Below are 23357 nucleotides of genomic sequence, written 5' to 3'. Positions count from 1 at the left end.
TTTTTTTGTTTCTTTATAAATATAAAGGAAAAATTTGTAGAATATTTTCATTATTTAACAGAATAATCTTTCAATTTTAAAGAAAAAGAAATACAATATGAGGAAGTATATATAAATAATATGATAGGGGATGGGATGCGATATTTTGAATGAAGTAACAGTTTTTATATAAGAAATAATTAGGTAGTCAGAACGGAGATATTTGGGAGGAAACAAGCGAGATGAAAACATTTTTGAAAATAATAGGTGTTATAGCTGGTATGGCGGTAATTGGAGTAGGTTTAACATATGGTATGCTGCATTATTTAAATAATAGTAAACCAGCTGCGAAAAAGGCATCACCAGCTGCTCCAGCAGTAGAAGTATTAGCTGATAGTAACGTAAAAGCAGAAGATGCAAAGCTTTTAGAAAATGGAAATTATTCATTGCCGAATAGTGGTTTTAATAAAAATTTTAAATGGACAGATGAGAACATACAGACAGCATTACATGAAATGGCACATCAAAAAGCGAAAGCTGATCAAAAGTGGGGCTATATTTTTATTACACAAGAGCGGATTGAAAGCTTAATTGATATTATAAAGAGTAATGATCTTGTACAGGGAAGTACATATGTAGAAATTTTAGAACGATGGAAACAAGGAAAATATGAAAAGGTTGATGGGGATCACAATAAGATTTGGAAATTACAAAGTGGGAATTTAGGAGAAGGAAAAGGAGTAATGTCGCAAGCTGAGCAAAAAGAATTAATTAATCAAGTGTTTATGAACAAAGGTACATATTCAGGTAGTAAATTAATTGCAGGTGGGGAACAGACTAATAAATAGTATACTAATTAATGAAAGAGAGTAATTGCTTATTAGGCAATTACTCTTTTTCTATGTACGTCTTAATATTTTAGTCTCGTTCAAGTAAGGAAAGGAACGATTGTAATACCGGGGAAATCCATCTAGATTTATGATAGATTACATAACTTTGAATAACTGTTGGAGTTTCGATAGGTTGAAAACATAGTTGTCCTTTTTGGCAACTTTCTTGTACAACGATATAAGGAAGAATTGAAATGCCTAACTCACACATAACGGATTGTTTAATGACTTCAACATTGGAAGTTTCAAATGTTTTAGCTGGAATATTTCCACTTTGACATAAAAAACGATCTACCATTGGCCTATAGCCGCAGCTTTGTTCTGTAAAAATGAACTGGGTGTCCTGTAATAACTGGAATGGATTTGTATGCGCAGAGGAATAAGCTGGTAAAATCCATCCAAATGTTTCATTACTAAAAGTACGCGTAATAAAATCATTATGTTCTATACTTTCTCCAATTATGAAGACAACGTCTGTTTCTCCTTCACGTAATTTTTGTAATGCTTGTTCATTTGTGTTTGTTTCAAGTACGATATTTACTTTCGGATTTTTCTGTTTGTAAGTACGTAATAATTGTGGTAATCGGTATACCGCTAATGATTCATTAGATGTAATACTTAATGTACCTTCTAAATAATCTGTATTTTGGGGGATTTCTCGCGCTTTTTCATATATTGAAAGTAATTCTAATGCATAAGGATGAAATTGATGACCTGCTTTTGTAAGTAGCACTTTTTTCCCTAACCGATCGAAAAGAGGAATATGTAAATCGTTCTCTAAAGCTTTCATATGTGCTGTAACAGTAGATTGCGCATAACCTAGCGCATGCGCAGCCTTAGAAAAATTACCATACTTCACAATGGCGCAAAATGTTTTAACATGTCTCATTTCCATAAGCAATCCCTCTTTTATTATCATGATTTGTGAATGATTATATCATGTATTTTAATTTTCCAAATGATTAAATTCTGTATAAAATGAAATTGTAGAAATATTCATTCAGGTGATATTGGAGGAGAAAAGATGAAAAAAAAGGGCTATCATGTAGCTGTTGTTGGGGCTACAGGTGCGGTAGGACAAAAAATTATTGAACTGTTAGAGAATGAAATGAAGTTTAATATAGTTGAAGTTACATTGCTTTCGTCAAAACGATCCGCCGGTAAGAAAGTAAGATTCAAAGGACGAGAGATAATTATAAAAGAGGCAAAAACAACTAGCTTTGAAGGTGTAGATATTGCCTTTTTTAGCGCTGGGGGAGAAGTATCTAGACAATTTGTAACTCATGCAGTTTCTAGTGGTGCGATTGTAATTGATAACACAAGTGAGTACCGAATGGCGCAAGATGTACCGCTCGTTGTTCCGGAAGTGAATGCGCATACTTTAAAGCAGCATAAAGGTATCATTGCAGTTCCAAATTGTTCAGCATTACAGATGGTAACAGCACTTCAGCCGATTCGAAAATCATTCGGTTTAGAAAGAATTATCGTTTCAACATATCAAGCCGTATCGGGTTCTGGCATTCATGCGATTCATGAATTACAAGAGCAGGCTAAGTCTATGCTTGCTGGTGAAGAAGTGAAAAGTAATATATTACCGGCGAAAAAAGATAAAAAACATTACCCAATAGCGTTTAATGTACTGCCTCAAGTAGATATATTTACAGACAATGATTTTACTTTTGAAGAAGTAAAAATGATTCAAGAAACGAAGAAAATATTAGAAGATGAAAACCTGAAAATGGCAGCTACTTGTGTACGTGTTCCAGTTGTATCAGGGCATTCAGAATCGGTTTATATAGAACTGGAAAAAGAAGCAACCGTTACGGAAATTAAGGAAGTATTAATGGATGCACCAGGTGTTATTTTGCAGGATAACCCTAGTAAACAGCTGTATCCAATGCCATTATATGCAGAAGGGAAAATAGATACATTTGTCGGAAGAATACGTAAAGATCCTGATATGCCAAACGGATTCCACCTCTGGATTGTTTCTGATAACCTATTAAAAGGTGCGGCTTGGAATTCAGTTCAAATCGCAGAGACTTTAGTAGAAAAGGGAATACTTTAATCTAGTTTGAAAAACCGGGGAATCGATAATCATTTTCCGGTTTTTATCCCGCTATTTGCTGGGCAGTAAGACCCCCACTGATTAAAGCTTCACTTTATTTAATAATTGTTTTCTTTATTTCGCCCAACTTTAATTTAAATTAGTCGTTATTGAATTTTTATAAATATCTACTTTATGTGCAGTGAAGCATAAGGTTTTGGATTCTGCATGAATTGTTAGGTTAATAATAATCGATAACGGCATTTCGACCGTTTTCACAATATCTTCTATAGCAATATACTCATTTTCTGCTTCGTTATAATAAACAACAGAACGAATTACTGCCTCGTTATTTTCAATGTCAATTTCACACATCATAGGGAATTTTTCACCATTATGTAAGAATAGTTCGCCTAGTACGATTGAACCGTTTAGCTCCTCTGTAAAATTAGTAGTTGCTGCTGGTTTTACCCATGTTTCGTCATGTTCTTCGTTTTCCTCTTCATCTATTGCCCATTCCCAAATGGGGTTTTGTTTTAGGTCTTCAATAGTTAATTCATCAATTGGTTTGCAATTGCTCATACATAAATTCTCCTTTTGCTTTGATAAATAAGTTTCTTAATCTCAAAAATTAGATGATTGCTTACGAGTAAGTTCAATATAGTATTTTGCTCATTTGATATTAAACTATTTTATTTTGAAGTAAAGCTTCTGTAGCAATATTAACAAAAAAATAATTATTTAGTAAATAATTATTAGTGGAGGTTTTAAAGTGGCATGGAGTTAAGGTAAGGTAGTAAAAAACATCAAGAATGAATGGGATTCATTTGGTACGATATGGATATGTTTAATAAGAGGGGGAATTTGATGTATCAAGTAAAGGGGTATTTTTCATCGCTCAAAGGAAGTCATTATGAAATTGGTAAGCAACAAGGTGAATTTGTGAAACAACATTCTTATCTTATTCCGCAATTTATAGAGCAAGAAAACTTAATATCGCATAACCATTGGACAGAATCTAGAAATATATTAAATCAATATTGTTCTGGAATTAATGAAGAAATTGAAGGTTTTTGTGAAGTGTTAAAAATTCCTTCAAAAAATATGATGTATTACTATCAAACACTATTGAAAGCAGGTTGTAGTCATTGTGCAGTATTACCTAAAAAGACAGATTCAACTCACACTTATGTATTAAGAAATTATGATTTATCACCAGTAATAGATGATATGCGTTTTTGCTCGACGCATGTTGAAGGTGCGTATGCACATAGTGGCTTTTCTACTCAATATTTTGGTCGAACAGAAGGGGTTAACGAACATGGATTATCTGTTACATTTTCAGCATGTGGTCAACCAGTAGGAAACATTGCAGGTTTAAGAAAGCCAATGGTAAATGGTTTACAGTGTTTTGCGGTAATTCGATTGTTGTTGGAGAAATGTAAAAATGTGCAGGAAGCTAAATCACTAATAGAAGAAATACCAATTGCTAGTAATATTAATTTAATAGTAGCTGATCCTTTAAACGCAGCACATATTGAAATATTTGACGGTCATAAATCCACAACAACGATTGATGGTGACAACCAAACTTTTATTGTATCAACAAACCATGCAGTTAGTTCATCAATTCAGAAATTAAATAATAGGAAATTAGAACAATCTACAAAGAGATATCATGTTTTACATGAGCATTTAAATGGATATGAACAAGTGAGCATAGAGTCTTTAAAAAAGTTAGTAGAAGAAGAATATCCTGATGGACTGACTGTACATAACTATGAAGAATGGTTTGGAACTTTACATTCTGTATTATTCGATTTACATGATCGTACAATGAAGATTTGTTTCGGATCACCACTTTTAAACGACTGGTACTCATTGAAAGTTGGAGGAAGTATGCCGTTTTCTGAGGTGAACGTGAACTTTAAAAATAAAACTTATACTGACTTTTGGAGGGAAGATAAGAATGAATTGATGCCTAAAAGATAAATGAGATAAGATGATAATGAAGAGAGTGCATTTACACTGGAGGGATTACCAATGCTAAAAGTTATGTTACCATTTGTTCTTATCTTTTTTCTTGTTATTGCGATGTATATTGCTTATCAAAAGAGAAAAAAATCTGGGATAAAAGGATTGAAAAGTGCGTTAACTTCTATTTGCTTCTTTTCACTCGCAATTTTAAATATGTTTGCATATTGGTTTCACTTTGGCGGTGCTTTTACTTGGTTATTTTCAATTGCATTATTGCTAGTTGGTGCATATTTTACTAAATATATTCCAATATCTAAAAAGGTACATTAAAATCTATAAGAGTTTAATATAATGTTTACTTTGTTTTGAAAAGAGATTATTCTACTAGATCGTTGTGAAACGGTTTCATAGGATAATCTCTTTTGTTTAGTTTTGGAAAGAACGTACTGTACTTTTTAGTTGCTCAATAAATTCTCGAGTTGCAGCACACATATATTTATCTTTTCTATAAATTAGCCCTATTTCAATTGTTGGAGTAGGGTTTTCTATTTTAATAGCTTGAATGTTTTTATTTTGTAAAAAGTCTATATATGGTTTGGGTAACACTGTAATTCCCATTCCTTTGGAAACCATTTGGATTAAAGATTCCATCGTGCTAATTTCTAAAATTGGTCTTGGTTTAAAGTTGAATTTTTGACAATGAGATGTAATTAGTTCGGTTAAAAAGAAATTTTTAGGTAAAAGAATTAAAGGGTAGTTTTGTAATTCAGCAATAGATACATGATTACGTTCAGCTAATCGATGACCAGTTGGCACGACTAATGTAAGATCGCTTTTGTATAGAGGGATAGAGATAATCTCTTTATCTTGCACCGGGAGAAATGTAATTCCAATATCTAGTTCGTTTCGTAATAATTTTTCACGAATATCTCCTGTGCGAAGCCCTAATACAGAAAGCTCTATATTGGGATATAAATTATTGAAATTTAAAATAGTTAGTGGTAGTAAATAATTTAGGACGGTTAACAAAGCCCCTATTGTTAAGGAACCTTGCTGTAATCCGTTTAGGTCTTGAATAGCTGAACGAGCTTGTTCGACTTCATGAAAAATGGTTTTACTATGTGATAATAAAATCTTCCCTGCTTCAGTTAAAGATATTTTTTTACCAATTCGATCGAAAAGTGGCATTCCTACTTCATGCTCTAATGCACGTATTTGTTGACTTAGAGAAGGCTGTGAAATATTTAATTTCTCAGCTGCTTTTGTGAAATGTAATTCTTTTGAAACAGCTAAAAAGTATTCAAGTTGTCGTAATTCGATTGGAATCACCTCAAGTATAATAATAGGTTATACCTATCATTATTATATAAATAATTGAATTGAACAATGATTTTAAAGGTTTTATAATCATCTTTATATAGCAGAGAGGGTTGTAAAAATTAATTGAGAGAAAATACATGTAACACCTTTAAAGGAGGAAATAGAATGGCTAATGAATATCAATTATTATCTTTAAATATAGGATTACCAAAAGAGGTTACATACGGTGGAAAGGTAGTTCATACAGGCATAAATAAGAAACAAGTAAAGGAACCGGTATATTTATCCTTTGTAAAATTTAATGGGGATGGACAAGCTGACTTAGTTCATCATGGAGGAGTAGATAAAGCAGTTTGTGTTTATACTGGTGATCACTATCCATACTGGGAAAAAGAATTGAATCAAGAACTTGTATATGGGGCTTTCGGAGAAAATATAACAGTTAGTGGTATGAGCGAAGAGGATGTTTGTATTGGTGATACATTTGAGCTAGGACAGGCAATCGTACAGGTAACACAACCAAGGCAACCTTGTTTTAAATTAGCAAAAAAATATAATATTCCAAAGTTACCACTATATTTTCAAGAAACAGGATATACAGGATTTTATTTTCGTGTATTAAAAGAAGGATGGGTATCATCAGTCGACACCTTAAAAAGACTACAGTCTGATCCAAAAGGTGTTTCAGTAGCATTCGCTAACCGTATTATGCATAAGGAAAAACAAAATATTGAAGGGGTAAAAAGGATATTAGAAGTAAATGCACTTTCAAATAGTTGGAGAAAGTCTTTTGAAAAGCGTATAAGTGGAGAAGAAATTAATACGAAGGAAAGACTTGAAGGGATAAAAGAATAAAAATATTTTATTATAAATAGTGTATTTCTATTAGTAAAAGCTAATTAGAAAGCGCTATTTTTATAAAATAAACTAATTAATATCCGAAAATCTTAATATTTTTTTATTCGACTTATTTTCAAATAGTCGAAACATAAAATTAATTAGACTTTTTTTTTATGTTTTATGATAGTATATTGATTGGTAAGACCTCTATTTTTAAGAGTAGGTCATATAAGTATATCTAATTTAATGGAATTTAACATTTGGAGGTACAACATGGGGAATGTTGAAAAATTGGCAAGTCTTCTAATAGAAGAACCGAAAAGAGAGCAGTTATTTCCTTTATTTGAAGAAGTGTTTGGAATTACAACTCAAACATTGAATGATTTTTCGGATAAAGGATATTGGGATGATACATATAAAGCTTTATCATTTTTACAAGAAGATAAAGTGATTGCAAATGTTGCGGCATTTTCACTCCCATTATTAATTAATGGTGAAAAAATAAATGCGGCGGGTATTCAATCAGTAATGACACACCCTAATTTCCGTAGACAAGGGCTAATGACACAATTAATGAGTAAAATGATAGAAGAAATTGATAAGAAATGTGAATGTGCATTATTGTTTACGGAAAAACCTGAACTATATACAGCATTTGGATTTAAAGTTGTGCAGGAATATTTGATGACTATACCATATGATAAAAATATTAATAATAACCATTCACTACTTAAAAAGTTAGATTTCTATAATATAGAGAATAGACAGTTAATACATGAAACGATTGATAGTAGCCAAAGACTTTCAAATAGTTTTTCAACTTTAAACTTCCATCCTTCATTTTATTTGAATATGTATGATTCGGAATGGAATGAGAAATTGTATTATTCAGAGAAACTAGATGCTTTAATCGTTTATGAAGTAGACAATGAAAAGTTGAAATTATTTGGAGTATTTGCGCCAGTACTTCCGGTTTTAGATGAATTATGTGGAGAAATCAATGAAAGGTTTACGGAAATCGAATTTTATTTTTCACCGGATCAATTAGGGGTTGAGGATGTACAGTTTACAGAATTACAGTCTAGCAAGTATTTAATGGTTCGAAGTGATAAAGAGTTAGATTTTAAAGGTTATAAATTCCCAGTATTAGCGGAGTTTTAAATATTTGTATAAAGGTTTTATTATGGAGGAACTATGAATATATCATATATACCTAAACATGTTGAGCAGCTCACTATAATGAATGTCCCTGAATATTATAAAATTAATGACAAGCAGGCGTTTATTGTCCGTTCGAAAGCAGAAACAGATTTTTGGCTTAAAACACATTATGGTTTTGAAGTCATGAATGGTCATGTATTTTATAATGAAATGATGACAGACTTTCAAGCTGAAGTACAATTGTGTATGAATCCAAATTCAAAATACGATCAAGCAGGTCTTTTTGTTATGATTTCGGAAAAGTGTTGGTTGAAAACTTCATTAGAGTATATTCCAGATGGCCCTTCTCATTTAGGAGCTGTCGTAACGAATAATGGATATTCTGACTGGTCAACGCAAGATTATCCAACTGAAGCAGCTAAGCAACAACTTCGTTTTCGAATTATTCGAAAACGCGGTGATTATACAATATATGTGAAAAAGAGCCATCAATGGGAACAAATAAGAATCGCTCATTTAATGGAGGATATAGGGAATGAGCCTATTAAAATAGGTTTTTACACGTGTAGTCCTTCTAAAAATAATGGATTTGAGACTGAGTTTTTAAATTTTACAATTGAAGAAATATAGATGAAAAAACCGTATTCTTTTCATTAAGAATACGGTTTTTGTATTTACATAATATAAAGCACATTTATTGACCAGAAAGTCATTAATACTTATCATTTAATAATGTTAAATATTAATTTGCATAATATAATAAAAGTAATGAAGAAATTACAAAAAATATCAATTAAATAAGGAGGGATATGAATTATTCAGTGGTAATTTCATGGGAAAAGGAGATTATGTATGAAATCATTTCGTAAGTTATTACAGTATTTAAAACCATACATGTTCTTCGCTATTATTGGACCGCTATTCATGGTACTTGAGGTTGCGATGGACTTAATTCAACCGACTATTATGCAACATATCATTGATGTTGGGATTGCAAATCGGGATTTAAATTATGTAATAAAAATGGGGCTTCTTATGATAGGAGCAGCAGCACTCGGTTTAGTTGGAGGGCTTGGGTGTATGATGTATTCTACAAAAGCAGCTGTTAATTTCGCTACAGACATACGAAAAGATGTGTTTGCGAAAATAGAAACATTTTCTAGTAATAATCGTGATTCATTTGGAACAGGTAAATTATTAACGATCGTGACGAATGATATCACTTCCATTCAATCGGCAATGACGATGACATTACGTGTTCTCGTTCGTGGTCCACTGTTATTTATGGGAAGTATAATTATTGTTTTTGTAACAGCGCGAGAGTTATTTCCAATATTACTTGTAGTTGTTCCGATTTTATTACTTGCGATTATTTTAATTGCAAGTAAAGCAAGTGGTACATTTAAAAAGGTGCAAGAGGCATTGGACAAAGTGAATACAAAGTTACAAGAAAATTTATCTGGTGTACGTGTTATAAAAGCGTATGTAAGACAAAAATACGAAATCGTCCAATTTGGAAATGTAAATACAAATTTAACGAAGATAAATATTCGAGCTGTGCAACTTATTTCTTTAATGATGCCAATCATTATGCTAGTTGTAAGTGGCGGGATTGTCGCAACATTATGGATTGGTGGAGAAAAAGTATTCAATGGAATGCTTCAAGTAGGAGCGATTTTGGCATTTATTAATTACTTGAATATCATTTTAATGTCACTTATGTCGATTAGCATGGTATTTATTCAAATTGCGCGAGCTTTTCCATCTGCGGATCGTGTACAGCAAGTGTTAAATACCGAGGTTGATATTATAAGCGCAGCTAATGCAATCGAACCTGAGAAAATCGAGGGGAATATCGAATTTAAAAATGTTAGTTATAGCTATACGAAAAATAATGAATACGTTTTAAAGGATATTTCGTTTAGCATACAAAAAGGTGAAAAAGTAGGGATTATTGGATCAACTGGAAGTGGTAAATCTACCTTAGCGAAACTGTTACCACGTCTATATGATGTGGATCAAGGTGAAATATGTATAGATGGAATAGATGTTAAAACATATGATTTGCAAAAACTCCGTGCTTCAATAGGGTTTGTACCTCAGAAGGCTTTGTTGTTCTCAGGTAGTATAGAAGAGAATTTACGTTATGGTAAAGAAAATGCAACACATGATGAGCTGGAAGTAGCAGCTGCATCAGCTTGTGCGACTGAGTTTATCAATAAGCTGGAAGAATCTTATCGATATAATTTAACACAAGGTGCGACAAATCTATCAGGTGGACAAAAACAACGTGTATCAATTGCAAGGGCACTTGTGAGAAAACCACCGATTCTCATATTAGATGATTCTACATCAGCAGTTGATGCAAAATCAGAGGCTACTATTCAAACAGCTTTAAAAACAAAATATAAAGGCACAACGACATTATTAATCGCGTCCAAAATTTCTTCCATAATGGATGCGGATAAAATACTTGTATTAGATAATGGTGAATTAGTTGGCAATGGTACACATGAACAATTGTTAGAACGAAGTGAGGTTTATCAGGAAATTTATCTTTCCCAAGGTGGTAATTTGCATAAAGAAGGTGGGGAAGAACATGCGTAATTTTCAAGGGCAATTTGCTAATAAAGGTGGACGAAACACACCGAAGATGGGAAAAGCTAAAAATGCCCAAGGAACTGTAATGCGGATATGGAACTATATGGGCTATCAAAAAGCTGCTCTAATGTTTGTTATATTTCTAGTCGTTGTTACTACTTTACTTGGATTATTAGGTCCCTATTTTATGGGAGTCATTATAGATCAATATATTGTACCGAAAGATTTAAGTGGTACAGCAAGAATGTGTATGTTACTTATCGCGATTTACGGTGTAACTGTACTTTTAACATGGTTACAAACATTTGTCATGATTAACGTTGCATTAAAAACAATTCAAAAAATACGACAAGATATTTTTGAGAAAATCCAAACGCTTTCTTTACGGTTCTTTGATGTGCGTTCTCAAGGTGATTTAATGAGCCGTGTGACAAATGATATAGATAATTTGAACCAAGCTTTGACACAAAGTGTTGTACAAATTATTTCATCAGCGCTAACTTTTATAGGTGTAACGATTGCGATGTTCGCCTTAAATTGGATTTTAGCAATTGTAACTTTAATTACAGTACCTATTATGTTTTACGTTACAAAAAAACTAGTTGCATATAGTGGTAAAAACTTTGCGAAGCGTCAAAAAGATTTAGGTGAATTAAATGGATTTATTGAGGAAGCAATTACAGGTGCGGATGTTACGACGTTGTATGGAAAAGAAAAAGAAACTGTACAAAATTTCAATAAAATTAATGAACAGCTAAGAGTTTCAGCTACGAAGGCTGATACATTTTCAGCTTTTATTTTTCCAAGTATGAACTTTATTAATAACTTAGGTATGGGGCTTGTCATTGGGACTGGATCAGTTATGGTCTTAAACGGAATGACAACAGTAGGTGTTATTGCGGCTTTTATTAATTATTCTCGTCAATTCTCAAGACCGTTAAGTCAATTTGCGACTTTAATGAATACAATTCAAGCGGCAGTTGCTGGTGGAGAACGTGTTTTTGAGATTATGGATGAGGTACCAGAAATTCAAAATAAAAAAGACGCATTTGTTGTACAAAATTTACAAGGGCATGTTGCACTTGAGAATGTTTCATTTGGCTATGCAGAGAATAAAACGATTTTAAAAGAAGTGAGTCTTAAAGCGCAGCCAGGAGAGACAATTGCTTTAGTTGGCCCGACTGGATCAGGGAAAACAACAATCATTAATTTGTTAACTCGCTTTTACGATATACAGCAAGGACAAATTCATATTGATGGAAAAGATATAAAAGATTATGATATTAATTCTTTACGAAGTAAAATAGGAGTAGTTTTACAGGATACGTATTTATTCGCTGGTTCGATTATGGATAATATCCGTTATGGACGCTTAGATGCTACTGATGAAGAAGTTATCACTGCAGCTAAGGCAGCATCTGCACATTCTTTTATTAAGCATTTGCCAAATCAATATGAAACAGAAATTGCTTCAGAAGGATCGAATTTAAGTCAAGGACAAAAACAACTTCTTGCGATTGCACGAGCAATTTTAGCAGATGCAGATATATTAATTCTCGATGAAGCGACATCTAATATTGACACAAGAACAGAATTACAAATACAAGCAGGGCTAAATAATTTAATGAGAGGTCGCACAAGTTTTGTGATCGCTCACCGACTTAAAACAATTGAAAAAGCAGATCAAATCCTTGTTATAAAGGATGGAAGAATTTTAGAAAGAGGGAATCATGAGTCTCTTATGGAAGATAGAGGGTTTTATTTTGATCTGTATACGAGTCAGTTTAAAATTTAATAAAAAAAATGAGGTTTCTCTAGAAAAGAGAAGCCTCATTTTTTTATTTGTAAACTTTATGAATTACTTTTCTAACCAAATTAATTATCCGACCTGAAAAATACTTATACTTGCAGATACATTTGTTAAAGAGCCACCATCACTATTTGAGAGAGTGATAGTACCTGCTGAAGAGGTGTTATTTATTAAAGTCAATGTTGAAGGAACAACTGTTACGGTAAAAGCAGCAGTACCTTGATTTATTGTATGTGGTGACCCCGTACCAAAACGTCCACCTGAAATTGGTGTACCATTTAGTTGGAGGGAGAATTGGTTTTCGCGAGAAGCTTGTAATTGAAACTCTGCTACATATGTTCCTAGTGTATTAATTATAATATTTCCAGTACCTGTGATGTGGCTAAGGGCAGTTCCTGTTATAGGTCCATTTGTGTTAAAAGTAACACTACTTCCTACTGCAATTGATTGGTTAGTAGTATCAAAAACATATAGATAGTTTGTTAATCCTACACTAGCCGCCCCGGTAGGCCCAGTGGAGCCAGTAGAACCAGTAGAACCAGTAGGTCCAGTGGAACCGGTAGCTCCAGTAGGTCCGGTAGAGCCGGTAGTCCCAGTAGAGCCAGTAAGTCCAGTGGAACCGGTAGAGCCAGTAGCCCCGGTAGCTCCAGTGGAGCCAGTAGCCCCAGTAGCCCCGGTAGCTCCAGTAGGTCCGGTGGAACCGGTAGGTCCAGTAGGTCCAGTAGGTCCGGTAGTCCCAGTGGAGCCAGTGAGTCCAGTGGAACCGGTAGCCCCAGTAGCCCCAGTAGTCCCAGTGGAACCAGTAGAGCCAGTAGCCCCGGTAGTCCCAGTGGAACCAGTAGAGCCAGTAGGTCCGGTGGAACCGGTAGGTCCAGTAGGTCCAGTGGAGCCAGTAAGTCCAGTGGAACCGGTAGCCCCGGTAGCTCCAGTAGCCCCAGTAGTCCCGGTAGTCCCAGTGGAGCCAGTAAGTCCAGTGGAACCGGTAGGTCCAGTAGCTCCAGTAGCCCCGGTAGTCCCAGTGGAACCAGTAAGTCCAGTGGAACCGGTAGCCCCGGTAGCTCCAGTAGCCCCGGTAGTCCCAGTGGAACCAGTAGGTCCAGTAGGTCCGGTAGCTCCAGTAGAGCCAGTAGGTCCGGTGGAACCGGTAGGTCCAGTAGGTCCAGTGGCCCCGGTAGAGCCAGTAGGTCCAGTGGCCCCGGTAGAGCCAGTAGGTCCAGTGGAGCCAGTAAGTCCAGTGGAACCGGTAGCCCCGGTAGCCCCGGTAGTCCCAGTAGTCCCAGTGGAACCGGTAGCCCCGGTAGCTCCAGTAGGTCCGGTAGAGCCAGTAGCCCCGGTAGAGCCAGTGGAACCGGTAGCCCCGGTAGTCCCAGTGGAACCAGTAGGTCCAGTGGAACCGGTAGAGCCGGTAGCCCCAGTAGGAGAATGTGGGAGAATAATACGGTTAATATCTAAAAGTGAAAAGTTAATGAACATATCTTTGTTTTGATAATCTATCGAAATCACCTCACTAGCATGTTTAAAGAAATAGTAAAGTAATAATTTTTATAGGTATTTCATTTCTATATTATTAATGCAACTTATTTTGGAAACAGTAAATAGCTATTATGACTATAGGGTATTAATTTTTAACCTAAATTTTAATAAAACCTTTATTAAAGATAAAGAGCGCTTTTAAAGGCGCTCTGAGACAAGTTTCATGTTGAAAAAGGGAATTGAGGATATTATGTGCATACTGTTTTAGAATGTTGTAAATTTTTAATTAAAAATAAAAGGATCTTATAAAAATTTAAAATTTGTATTATTAGATAGTCACCATACAATAAAATATGCTTGTTTGATATAAATGTGTGTCAAATTTACCAAAATATATTTTGGCATGCATAAGAAAATTAAAATACTTTATTAGTAAATAATAGCGGCTTCAGTGACAGATGGTAGAAAGAGTTTATGTGGTATTGTAATAATTTCAAGCGCAATTTGCGCTGAATATAGGAGTATTTGAGTTAAATCTAAAGCGAGTGTTAAAAGTATTATGAAGCTTGTAAGAATTACAAAACTACCCCAAAAGAAACTTTTTGAAGTGTTGCGGAAATCTTTTATTAAGGAAAAGAAAGAAAAAGATGCGGTAACAATAAGAATGAAAATTTTATACTTATCAGACATTATAACCCTCCCAAAGAACAGTAATTTATATTATACTGTATTTTTCAATATTATTATAAAAAGATTTTAAAGTGAATAATAAGAAAAAAATAAAGCCATAACTTAAGACATTAGTTTAGGTTCTATTGTTTGAATACTTTGTTTTAGAAGGTATATAATCTGAAATTGAAAATTTTCCAAATGAATTGCCATTTTTTATTTCTAATCCAACATCAGGTACTCAATGAAATGGTATGAAAGATTATAGGCTGGTGATACGACATTAAATAAGAGGAATCTGCGCGCAGCAAGAGTCCTAGCTCAGATTTCTACTAGAGAAAAATATTTAGTTGGAGTTGATATGTTAATAAAAAACGGATGGATGTGGAAACTAAATATTCATGACATTAAGGATAAAGGTCAGGAAATATAATTTGGTATTCTGGGAATAACCGGAGGTCCGTAGTTAAAGTTGCATAGAATTTGTATTTTGTTTCTAATTTTTCAATTGTTGTTAAGTGATGAGAACCTAGTCCACGCTGTACACTATGTTGAGAAAGAGTCGGCCCAATTTGTAATTTTCGTTTTTTCATTGCATCGTTCCATGGACTATAAAAAAATTTAAAAATAAAAGCAGGTTCCATGTAAATGCTATAAGGATAATGCGAACCATGTCTCCCGACTCTATAGTTCCCGTGCGAATTATTGTGAATTAATCTACCGTTAAGATATAGTTGGTTTGGATTAGGTTGAATTATTATGCCGTGATAACGTTGTTTAACAAGCGGAGAGCTATATCTTGGGTTAGTGTAGCCATGAGTCGGTTTGTCAATCATCATAATCATTCTTATTGAAAACATATTGCCACCCATAGTGCTAAGTGATTTGAAAAATTGTTCTTTATTATAACAGCACAGGAATTCTGTCGTATTCAATACCATTTTCCATCCTGTAATTTCTCTTTCAATTTCCATAACTTCTTGATCAACTAAATAAGCATCAAATTCGAGTGATTTTGAGTTTCGTATTTCCCAATTAGGAGCGAATGTTTTACAGATTTCAACTGAACGATCAGTGGATCCACGATTAATAAGAATGCCATGATCAAATAGCTTTGTATGGTGCATTAACCACCATGGAAGTAAATATTCTTCATTGTAAAAATGAGAAATTAAAGTAGTCTTAATCAAAATCACCTCCGTATTTAACCTGCTTCTTATTTAATATGATATGGAAGGAAACCTATTGTTAGAAGGTTTCCTCTTAAAAGTTTTAAACCACATAGGGTATGTGGATGGATTAGTATATAAAGTAGTCTAATTGATAAAGAGTGGTATTAAAAAGTACAAAATCTAAAATGAGCATCGAATTAGTGTATAACGATTGAAACGGCACTGAAAACTAATAAAACAGCCATAATGATGTTGAATAATTGGTTATGTTTTACTAATATTTTTTGGAATATTGAACCAAATAAACTCCAACTAAATGTACTTAGTAAACCGACTATACCTAGAAATAATGAGAAAAGCAGAAAACTTGAATATGAATTGTAGTAGGGGAGTATGAAAGTCGATACTACAGTCAGTCCGAATAATATCCCTTTAGGATTAACGAATTGAAGAGAAATCCCCACAGTGAATAAGTTTTTATTATCTTTTTCAACGGGATTCGTACTGCTTTTACTAGTAAGTATTTTAATAGCTAAATATAACATATACGCTACACCTAAAATTTTTAAAGGGAATTCGATTATGGGTAAGATATTAAGTAGTACAACATTAAAGAAACTACATAAAGAAGTGAGGATGAAAAAACCAAAAGCTACTCCGAAGCAAAAGTTTATGCTTCTCTTTAATCCATGTTGATTTGCGTATGTCATAGCTAAGAAATTGTTAGGACCAGGTGTGAAGCTACTTATAAATACAAATAACAAAAAAGAAAATATAGGCATTTGAACCCCCCTAATTATTTTTGTATGTTATAATGACCGAAAAGAACAATATAACGTGTGCTTTTTATTATACATAACGGTCGTTATATTGTATATAGTGTGGGAGTGTTTTTTATGGAAGAAATTCAACTTATACTAGCGAAAAATTTAAAAACTATAAGAGAAAAAGAAAAAATAAGTTTGGAAAAAGTTTCCCAATTAACAGGTGTGAGTAAAACGATGATTGGACAAATTGAAAGAGGAGAATCAAGCCCGACACTAACAACAATATGGAAAATTGCAAATGGCTTGAAAGTTTCTTTTACCTCTTTAATCAACAATCCTCAGCCTGATACGAAAGTGATCTTAAGAAAAGATATTCAAGCATTGTCTGAAGACAATGGAAAATATAAAGTGTATCCTTCTTTTCCTTTTCAAGATGATAGACATTTTGAAATGTATACAGTAGAAATAGAAACAGAAGGGAAATTAAGTTCAGAAGGGCATAAAGAAGGCGCAGAAGAATTTATTACGGTATTTGAAGGTGAATTGACAGTAGAAGTGAATAACTGTCAATATACATTAAATAGTGGAGATTCAATTCGTTTTAAGGCCGATAGATCACACTCTTATTATAATTTAGGGGAATCTTTGACTCGATTAAGCATGACAATTTATTATCCAACTGCATAAGTTTACATTTATAGTAACAAAAGATAAAACCATCTTTAAGAGATGGTTTTTATTTTTTATTACTCACAAAAAAAGACACTCATCTGAGTGTCAACATAGTATTGCTCTCGCGTATAGGATTGGAGTACGTTTCTCAAATACGTATTGAGATGGTTCGTAAAAAAGAAACTGTCTTCATATTTAATGTAACATCGGTGGAAGTCAGTGTAAATTGATAATATATATACGGAAAATTTAGTATAGATAGTTTCTACTATGAATATAGTGCAATTTGTTCTTTAATGCGCCACCACTTTTATGAAATAATTGGGAGGTTCTTATCATGACAGACTTAGTATTTAATAATGTTTATTAGAAAAAGAATGAATCATTTTTAAATCGATTCGTATAATTGTTAGAGAGGCACCTGTTGAACCGCCTCCAACCAAATTAACGATGTATAATACGCCGAATAATTGAAGTGAAATTGTAGTATCGGCAATTAAATTATTGTTATAATTTGAAGTTGATATAGCGGGAGAAAAAATAGAACCAGGAAGTGGAGTAGAAGCGTTTAATAGTAGTTTTGTTCCAGCGAGTAGAGCAGTTGTCGTATTAACTTGATAGGTTAAATGATATCTTCTGGTTACAGGAATTGTAAATATATCGTTTGAGGCGTTAACTGTAAAATTACCGAGGCTTTGGTTATTAGAAAGAGGAATATTAGTTCCGCCTAATATCACAGTGATGGGATCACCTAATGTATTATTAGCGAACATAGAGTTTGTTGTAACTATTGACCCAGTATTTCTGGTAGGTTCAGTAAGTCTGTATGGAAGAATAATTTCAAGAGTCGTTGATACTAGTTTTTCTATTCTTTTTTCATTTTTATCTTGAGTATAAATTACCTCATTTTTAAATTAGAATGCAATAAGTTTCGTGTTTTTGGAATGGAACTATCATTTTATTATATTAATAGGGGTTATAGCAACGGTAAAATGTTTAATAACTGTATGAATCATTTGGAAAGAAAAAAGAATAGTTATGAAAGCATTTCTTAATAATAGACTCATACTTATGTAAGTTAATTAAAAATATGTGGAATGAGGAATTAAATTGAAGCGGAATGACAAATTATCAATAAATAAAGGTAAGATAGAACCTGAGAATATTGGACCTACATTTTCAGCTCTTCCACCAATATATATTCCAACAGGAGCAACAGGAGCAACAGGAGCAACGGGAGCAACGGGGGCAACGGGGGCAACAGGAATAACAGGAGCAACGGGAGCAACAGGAATAACAGGAATAACGGGAGTAACGGGAGCAACGGGAGTAACAGGAACAACGGGAGTAACAGGAACAACGGGAGTAACGGGAGCAACAGGAACAACGGGAGCAACAGGAACAACAGGAGCAACAGGAGCAACAGGAGCAACAGGAGCAACAGGAGCAACAGGAGCAACAGGAGTAACGGGAGCAACAGGAATAACAGGAGCAACGGGAGCAACAGGAATAACAGGAATAACGGGAGTAACGGGAGTAACGGGAGCAACGGGAGTAACAGGAACAACGGGAGTAACAGGAACAACGGGAGTAACGGGAGCAACAGGAACAACGGGAGCAACAGGAACAACAGGAGCAACAGGAGCAACGGGAGTAACAGGAGCAACGGGAGTAACAGGAGCAACGGGTGTAACGGGAGCAACAGGAATAACAGGAATAACGGGAGTAACGGGAGCAACAGGAGCAACGGGAGCAACGGGAGCAACGGGAGCAACGGGAGTAACAGGAGCAACGGGAGTAACAGGAGCAACGGGAGTAACAGGTCCTACTGGGGGGATTGGCCCTATAACAACAACTAATTTGCTATATTACACTTTTTCAGATGGAGAGAAACTTATATATACAGATGCAGATGGCATAGCTCAATATGGTACAACGAATATACTATCACCTACTGAGGTTTCATATGTAAATTTGTTTATCAATGGAATTCTGCAACCACAACCATTCTATGAAGTTAGTACTGGTAAACTAACTTTATTGGATAACCAACCACCATCGCAAGGTTCTTCAATTATTTTACAATTTATTATTATTAATTAAAAAAGACAGATTCTTAATGTGAAAAGGAATCTGTCTTTTTTGTTCTGAATTACATTCGGTAACATTAAGTGACGATAAATTCAATTGTAATTGGAATTCCGCCGTCTAATGCATCCCCACCAGGAATTGTAATAGCACCAGTAGGACCAGTAGTAACACTGGAGTTCACGCTTGGTTGAAGAATACCGTTCACATATAAGTTGTAATACGTGAAAGTCGGAAAAGCGGTTGCAGTAGTACCCGCATCGTTTAAACAAGCTGTGGCAGCAATTGCAAAAGCCGCACCTGTACCTGTGCCGGCTCCTAGTGTAGATGTAAATCTTCTAGATGCCATAAATGGTTGAATGATAGGCAATTAATTTTCACTCCTTACAATATTTTATTAGAACGAAGTATAAAATAACTTGTCCACTATATTGTATGAGAGTTTTTTATAATAGAAACGGCTTCCCCTTTAAAAGGGGAGCCCAATTTTAGTAAAGAAGTGTTCTTTATGTATATGAAAAAATGATGTTGTTACTTGCGGAATATATGTAAATCGTAAATTCGGTTTTTGTATTCAAATTAAAATGTGTCTTTGAACCTAAGAGATAAACGTGGAAAAATAAAATAAACTCTTAAGTTTAGGTATTTAATCTAAGCAGTCAATTATTAAAAACATATAATTAATATGTGAGTCATGAACATAATTAAATAGCGTTTGCAAGTTTAATTATATTTCATGTTTCCTATTTTAAGTCAATATATAACACATACTCTTTTACAACTTTATGATTTTTATAATAGGAAAAACTCAAATATAAAACAAGTAAGGAGGACATAAATGACAAGTAATAATTGTTTCGGTCATAACCACTGCAATAATCCGATTGTTTTCACTCCAGAGTGTTGTAACAATCCACAAACAGTTCCGATTACTAGTGAGCAATTAGGTAGATTAATTACTTTACTAAACTCTTTAATTTCGGCTATTGCAGCGTTTTTTGCAAATCCAAGTGATGCAAACAGATTAGCTTTACTCAATTTGTTTACTCAACTATTGAACTTACTAAATGAATTAGCACCTTCTCCAGAAGGGAATTTCTTAAAACAATTAATTCAAAGTATTATTAATTTACTACAATCTCCTAACCCAAATCTAAGTCAATTACTTTCTTTATTACAACAATTCTACAGTGCTCTTGCACCATTCTTCTTCTCTTTAATTATTGACCCTGCAAGTTTACAACTTTTATTAAACTTATTAACTCAATTAATTGGTGCTACTCCAGGAGGCGGCCCAACAGGTCCAACAGGTCCAACAGGTCCAGGAGGCGGAGCAACAGGAGCAACAGGAGCAACAGGAGCAACAGGAGCAACGGGAGCAACAGGAGCAACAGGAGCAGGAGTAACAGGATCAACAGGAGCAACAGGATTAACAGGTCCAACGGGAGCAACAGGCCCAACAGGATCAACAGGAGCAACAGGTCCATCAGGAGTAACAGGAGCAACAGGCCTAACAGGAGCAACAGGAGCAACAGGAGCAACAGGTCCAACAGGTCCAACAGGAGCAACAGGTCCAACGGGGGCAACAGGTTTAACTGGTGCAACAGGTTTAACAGGAGCAACAGGTGCAACTGGTGGCGGAGCTATTATTCCATTTGCTTCAGGTACAACACCATCTGCGTTAGTTAACGCGTTAGTAGCTAATACAGGAACTCTTCTTGGATTTGGATTTAGTCAGCCTGGTGTAGCATTAACAGGTGGAACTAGTATCACATTAGCATTAGGTGTAGGTGATTATGCATTTGTAGCACCACGTGCAGGAACTATCACGTCATTAGCAGGTTTCTTTAGTGCGACAGCTGCATTAGCTCCAATATCACCTGTTCAAGTGCAAATACAAATATTAACTGCACCTGCAGCAAGCAATACGTTTACAGTACAAGGTGCACCTCTATTATTAACACCAGCATTTGCCGCAATAGCGATTGGTTCTACAGCATCAGGAATCATACCTGAAGCTATTCCAGTAGCAGCTGGGGATAAAATACTGTTATATGTTTCATTAACAGCAGCAAGTCCAATAGCTGCAGTTGCTGGATTTGTAAGTGCAGGTATTAATATCGTTTAATTTGTTACAATGTTTAGTAGGAAATTAAACAGGGGTTTGTATATAGTCCTTCCTAATAAATTTAGGAAGGACTATATTTTTTAGGAAAATAAGTAATAAATTAATTGAACAATTACTCTTTGTTAAGTTCGTATAAAAAAGTATAATTTACCCTTTCTCATTTAAGTAATAAGTTATGTAACTTTAAAAATTTCCGATCAGTAAAAAAAGATGAATTCTTTTAAAAAAGAATTCATCCATAAGATAAACTATTTATTTTTATTACAGTTACATCCTTTTTTCTTTACATAGCCTTGCTCCGCTAAGTCTCTTTGCGATTGAGAATTGGAAGATTGAGAGGATGCTGAAGAACTACTATTTTTATTATAAGAGTAGTTTTTTCGATAGTTATAATTACTCATAGTACTATCACCTCCAATTTAATATATAAATATTATATGTATGTCCACTATCAATTGTTACTATTTTTAATAGGAAGAGAAGATACAATAAAAAAATCTCCTTGGTATTTTCCTAGGAGATAAATGATGATTCTTTTGAAAATTTACAAATTAATAGCCCCAGTAAAGAGGGAAGTAATAAGAATCTTGGTGATGCGGATTATGTTGTTGAGCGAGGGGCTGGGTTGGATAATTTTTCATTTCACGGTTTTGATTGCAGTTTGACGGAGGACCAATTACAGTAGTTGATTGGATAGGGGAAACCGCTTGTTTCCATTGTTGTTCATTGAGGCAGTAAGTATGGGCCATCATATGAGCTGGAGTTAACCTTAAAATGTCAGAACCGAAAATAACTTCTGGAGTTGGAGCATTGAAAATAGCTAATAAATGAGTATTATTTGCTGTAGCAATTTCATAATGCCACCACGCTTGTGGAATGTTGGCAACTTGCCCGGGTTTTATCGGTAAGTTTAATATTTGATTCGTAAATGGATTAAGTAAAGAAACAACAGCAGACCCTGAAATACAATAAACAAGTTCAGCTGCATTTTGATGAATATGTGGTTCTACAACATTTCCTGTACTTAAATAAATATCTAATAAAGAAGTATTTTCTAAAGTATTTAATTGTTTAATACCAAGTACATTTATATAATTTTGGGCATCTTTCCGAAAAAAATTACTTTTATTTACATCATAAGTAAAATTGGTTGAGGGGGAGGTATAGTCGATGTTGGCAGTCAATTGTATTACCCGCCTTTCTATAGGTAAGTTAGGTTACAAAATTAGGATATGTGTCTAGTCTTTGTTTTGTGCTGTTGTCGGTAGCTTAATAAATTCACTTATTCCATAAAGAATAAGGTGTTAAGACCAAACTATATTCGTATTCCCATTCATACTTTGGATTGATGGAAAAAAGTAATGAAAATGTTAATTTAAAATTACATCAATCATTTATAAGGAGTGAATGTTCATGTCATTTAGTGAAATGATTAGAAATGAAGTACTCAGCTGGGCGGGTGTTTCTGAAAAACCGCATCGATTTGGTGGTATTGAAATAAATTATGGCAAGAAAGAACTTGGCCATCTTCATGGTGATAAATTAGCTGATTTACCATTTCCGAAGTTAAAGCGAGATGAATTAGTGAAGCAAGGCTTGGTAAAACCACATCACGTATTACCTGAATCAGGATGGATCAGTTATTATTTAAAGAGTGAAGAGGATATTCCATTTGCAATTGAGTTATTTCGTATGCAATATGATCGAATTAAAAAGTAATGAAATAAAGTAGGATAATAAAAATTTATTTTTATGTCACATCC

At 34.2% G+C, this 23357-nt stretch carries 24 protein-coding genes; 14 read left to right on the top strand and 10 right to left on the bottom strand.

Annotation, left to right across the window (positions count from 1 at the left end):
- Positions 1-221 precede the first annotated feature (221 nt).
- Positions 222-827 (top strand): PRK06770 family protein, encoded by a 606-nt coding sequence (locus ES895_RS14380; RefSeq protein ID WP_135238433.1) that lies wholly within the window; start codon positions 222-224, stop codon positions 825-827.
- 70 nt (positions 828-897) lie between these two features.
- Here the strand turns inward: ES895_RS14380 and ES895_RS14375 are convergent, their stop codons facing one another.
- On the bottom strand, positions 898-1764 hold the full coding sequence (locus ES895_RS14375) for a LysR family transcriptional regulator (protein ID WP_000425905.1): 867 nt from the start codon (positions 1762-1764) through the stop codon (positions 898-900).
- A 129-nt stretch (positions 1765-1893) separates the two neighbouring features.
- Here ES895_RS14375 and ES895_RS14370 point away from each other — a divergent pair, with 129 nt between their 5' ends.
- Positions 1894-2937 carry an aspartate-semialdehyde dehydrogenase gene (locus ES895_RS14370; protein ID WP_061654644.1) on the top strand — a complete coding sequence of 348 codons (1044 nt, stop codon included), beginning with the start codon at positions 1894-1896 and terminating at the stop codon, positions 2935-2937.
- A gap of 129 nt (positions 2938-3066) precedes the next feature.
- On the opposite strand, the gene ES895_RS14365 is transcribed toward ES895_RS14370, so the two are convergent.
- Complete coding sequence (locus tag ES895_RS14365; RefSeq protein ID WP_048568004.1) at positions 3067-3498, bottom strand: hypothetical protein; 432 nt, start codon at positions 3496-3498, stop codon at positions 3067-3069.
- 285 nt (positions 3499-3783) lie between these two features.
- On the opposite strand from ES895_RS14365, the gene ES895_RS14360 reads away from it, so the two are divergent.
- Positions 3784-4908, top strand: coding sequence for a C45 family autoproteolytic acyltransferase/hydrolase (locus tag ES895_RS14360; protein ID WP_087948364.1), 1125 nt, complete (start codon positions 3784-3786; stop codon positions 4906-4908).
- Between the two features lie 51 nt (positions 4909-4959).
- A complete protein-coding gene (locus ES895_RS14355) occupies positions 4960-5223 on the top strand; it encodes a hypothetical protein (RefSeq protein ID WP_000921857.1) in 264 nt (87 codons plus the stop codon).
- 96 nt (positions 5224-5319) lie between these two features.
- Here the strand turns inward: ES895_RS14355 and ES895_RS14350 are convergent, their stop codons facing one another.
- A complete protein-coding gene (locus tag ES895_RS14350) occupies positions 5320-6222 on the bottom strand; it encodes a LysR family transcriptional regulator (protein WP_000612234.1) in 903 nt (300 codons plus the stop codon).
- Between the two features lie 156 nt (positions 6223-6378).
- Here ES895_RS14350 and ES895_RS14345 point away from each other — a divergent pair, with 156 nt between their 5' ends.
- The 6 genes from ES895_RS14345 (at position 6379) to ES895_RS29760 (ending at position 14111) form a co-directional block, all read left to right on the top strand.
- Positions 6379-7068 carry an MOSC domain-containing protein gene (locus ES895_RS14345; protein WP_135238432.1) on the top strand — a complete coding sequence of 230 codons (690 nt, stop codon included), beginning with the start codon at positions 6379-6381 and terminating at the stop codon, positions 7066-7068.
- A 258-nt stretch (positions 7069-7326) separates the two neighbouring features.
- Complete coding sequence (locus tag ES895_RS14340) at positions 7327-8214, top strand: GNAT family N-acetyltransferase (RefSeq protein ID WP_000528676.1); 888 nt, start codon at positions 7327-7329, stop codon at positions 8212-8214.
- Between the two features lie 33 nt (positions 8215-8247).
- On the top strand, positions 8248-8844 hold the full coding sequence (locus tag ES895_RS14335) for a DUF1349 domain-containing protein (RefSeq protein WP_098300233.1): 597 nt from the start codon (positions 8248-8250) through the stop codon (positions 8842-8844).
- A 222-nt stretch (positions 8845-9066) separates the two neighbouring features.
- Positions 9067-10821 carry an ABC transporter ATP-binding protein gene (locus ES895_RS14330; protein WP_098300234.1) on the top strand — a complete coding sequence of 585 codons (1755 nt, stop codon included), beginning with the start codon at positions 9067-9069 and terminating at the stop codon, positions 10819-10821.
- A complete protein-coding gene (locus ES895_RS14325; RefSeq protein WP_001243556.1) occupies positions 10814-12610 on the top strand; it encodes an ABC transporter ATP-binding protein in 1797 nt (598 codons plus the stop codon). Before ES895_RS14330 ends, ES895_RS14325 begins: the two co-directional genes overlap by 8 nt.
- Positions 12611-13139: 529 nt before the next feature.
- Complete coding sequence (locus ES895_RS29760; protein WP_240690231.1) at positions 13140-14111, top strand: DUF4573 domain-containing protein; 972 nt, start codon at positions 13140-13142, stop codon at positions 14109-14111.
- A gap of 416 nt (positions 14112-14527) precedes the next feature.
- On the opposite strand, the gene ES895_RS14315 is transcribed toward ES895_RS29760, so the two are convergent.
- The 3 genes from ES895_RS14315 to ES895_RS14305 all read right to left on the bottom strand — a co-directional run bounded on the left by ES895_RS14315 (position 14528) and on the right by ES895_RS14305 (position 16721).
- A complete protein-coding gene (locus ES895_RS14315) occupies positions 14528-14788 on the bottom strand; it encodes a hypothetical protein (RefSeq protein ID WP_001281135.1) in 261 nt (86 codons plus the stop codon).
- A gap of 386 nt (positions 14789-15174) precedes the next feature.
- A complete protein-coding gene (locus ES895_RS14310; RefSeq protein ID WP_000598288.1) occupies positions 15175-15957 on the bottom strand; it encodes a glycosyltransferase family 2 protein in 783 nt (260 codons plus the stop codon).
- A 179-nt stretch (positions 15958-16136) separates the two neighbouring features.
- Positions 16137-16721, bottom strand: a complete 585-nt coding sequence (locus ES895_RS14305; RefSeq protein WP_001121281.1) for a LysE family translocator — start codon at positions 16719-16721, stop codon at positions 16137-16139.
- 57 nt (positions 16722-16778) lie between these two features.
- Between ES895_RS14305 and ES895_RS14300 the strand changes: the two genes are divergently transcribed.
- On the top strand, positions 16779-17393 hold the full coding sequence (locus ES895_RS14300) for a helix-turn-helix domain-containing protein (protein WP_118414491.1): 615 nt from the start codon (positions 16779-16781) through the stop codon (positions 17391-17393).
- 338 nt (positions 17394-17731) lie between these two features.
- Here ES895_RS14300 and ES895_RS14295 read toward each other — a convergent pair whose 3' ends face one another.
- Positions 17732-18277 carry a BclA C-terminal domain-containing protein gene (locus ES895_RS14295; protein ID WP_033667963.1) on the bottom strand — a complete coding sequence of 182 codons (546 nt, stop codon included), beginning with the start codon at positions 18275-18277 and terminating at the stop codon, positions 17732-17734.
- Positions 18278-18488: 211 nt separating this feature from the next.
- Between ES895_RS14295 and ES895_RS14290 the strand changes: the two genes are divergently transcribed.
- Positions 18489-19481, top strand: a complete 993-nt coding sequence (locus tag ES895_RS14290; protein WP_135238431.1) for a DUF4183 domain-containing protein — start codon at positions 18489-18491, stop codon at positions 19479-19481.
- A gap of 64 nt (positions 19482-19545) precedes the next feature.
- Here the strand turns inward: ES895_RS14290 and ES895_RS14285 are convergent, their stop codons facing one another.
- Positions 19546-19836 (bottom strand): DUF4183 domain-containing protein, encoded by a 291-nt coding sequence (locus tag ES895_RS14285; protein WP_001121647.1) that lies wholly within the window; start codon positions 19834-19836, stop codon positions 19546-19548.
- Between the two features lie 468 nt (positions 19837-20304).
- On the opposite strand from ES895_RS14285, the gene ES895_RS14280 reads away from it, so the two are divergent.
- A complete protein-coding gene (locus ES895_RS14280; protein WP_135238430.1) occupies positions 20305-21594 on the top strand; it encodes an exosporium glycoprotein BclB-related protein in 1290 nt (429 codons plus the stop codon).
- Between the two features lie 248 nt (positions 21595-21842).
- Here the strand turns inward: ES895_RS14280 and ES895_RS29310 are convergent, their stop codons facing one another.
- Both ES895_RS29310 and ES895_RS14275 read right to left on the bottom strand, forming a co-directional pair.
- Complete coding sequence (locus ES895_RS29310) at positions 21843-21995, bottom strand: hypothetical protein (protein ID WP_002100980.1); 153 nt, start codon at positions 21993-21995, stop codon at positions 21843-21845.
- A gap of 150 nt (positions 21996-22145) precedes the next feature.
- Complete coding sequence (locus ES895_RS14275) at positions 22146-22778, bottom strand: cupin domain-containing protein (RefSeq protein WP_000126330.1); 633 nt, start codon at positions 22776-22778, stop codon at positions 22146-22148.
- Positions 22779-23007: 229 nt separating this feature from the next.
- On the opposite strand from ES895_RS14275, the gene ES895_RS14270 reads away from it, so the two are divergent.
- Positions 23008-23313 (top strand): luciferase domain-containing protein, encoded by a 306-nt coding sequence (locus ES895_RS14270; RefSeq protein ID WP_000010319.1) that lies wholly within the window; start codon positions 23008-23010, stop codon positions 23311-23313.
- The last annotated feature ends 44 nt before the right edge of the window (positions 23314-23357 follow it).

This window comes from Bacillus sp. 007/AIA-02/001, assembly GCF_004634455.1.
Lineage (GTDB): Bacteria > Bacillota > Bacilli > Bacillales > Bacillaceae_G > Bacillus_A > Bacillus_A cereus.
This window is presented reverse-complemented; position numbering and strand designations above follow the sequence as displayed.

What these genes read in the sequence shown, in the direction of transcription:
- ES895_RS14380 (WP_135238433.1), top strand. Translation starts at nt 222, where the DNA reads ATGAAAACATTTTTGAAAATAATAGGTGTTATAGCTGGTATGGCGGTA.
- ES895_RS14375 (WP_000425905.1), bottom strand. Translation starts at nt 1,764, where the DNA reads ATGGAAATGAGACATGTTAAAACATTTTGCGCCATTGTGAAGTATGGT.
- ES895_RS14370 (WP_061654644.1), top strand. Translation starts at nt 1,894, where the DNA reads ATGAAAAAAAAGGGCTATCATGTAGCTGTTGTTGGGGCTACAGGTGCG.
- ES895_RS14365 (WP_048568004.1), bottom strand. Translation starts at nt 3,498, where the DNA reads ATGAGCAATTGCAAACCAATTGATGAATTAACTATTGAAGACCTAAAA.
- ES895_RS14360 (WP_087948364.1), top strand. Translation starts at nt 3,784, where the DNA reads ATGTATCAAGTAAAGGGGTATTTTTCATCGCTCAAAGGAAGTCATTAT.
- ES895_RS14355 (WP_000921857.1), top strand. Translation starts at nt 4,960, where the DNA reads ATGCTAAAAGTTATGTTACCATTTGTTCTTATCTTTTTTCTTGTTATT.
- ES895_RS14345 (WP_135238432.1), top strand. Translation starts at nt 6,379, where the DNA reads ATGGCTAATGAATATCAATTATTATCTTTAAATATAGGATTACCAAAA.
- ES895_RS14340 (WP_000528676.1), top strand. Translation starts at nt 7,327, where the DNA reads ATGGGGAATGTTGAAAAATTGGCAAGTCTTCTAATAGAAGAACCGAAA.
- ES895_RS14335 (WP_098300233.1), top strand. Translation starts at nt 8,248, where the DNA reads ATGAATATATCATATATACCTAAACATGTTGAGCAGCTCACTATAATG.
- ES895_RS14330 (WP_098300234.1), top strand. Translation starts at nt 9,067, where the DNA reads ATGAAATCATTTCGTAAGTTATTACAGTATTTAAAACCATACATGTTC.
- ES895_RS14325 (WP_001243556.1), top strand. Translation starts at nt 10,814, where the DNA reads ATGCGTAATTTTCAAGGGCAATTTGCTAATAAAGGTGGACGAAACACA.
- ES895_RS14315 (WP_001281135.1), bottom strand. Translation starts at nt 14,788, where the DNA reads ATGTCTGATAAGTATAAAATTTTCATTCTTATTGTTACCGCATCTTTT.
- ES895_RS14305 (WP_001121281.1), bottom strand. Translation starts at nt 16,721, where the DNA reads ATGCCTATATTTTCTTTTTTGTTATTTGTATTTATAAGTAGCTTCACA.
- ES895_RS14280 (WP_135238430.1), top strand. Translation starts at nt 20,305, where the DNA reads ATGACAAGTAATAATTGTTTCGGTCATAACCACTGCAATAATCCGATT.
- ES895_RS29310 (WP_002100980.1), bottom strand. Translation starts at nt 21,995, where the DNA reads ATGAGTAATTATAACTATCGAAAAAACTACTCTTATAATAAAAATAGT.
- ES895_RS14270 (WP_000010319.1), top strand. Translation starts at nt 23,008, where the DNA reads ATGTCATTTAGTGAAATGATTAGAAATGAAGTACTCAGCTGGGCGGGT.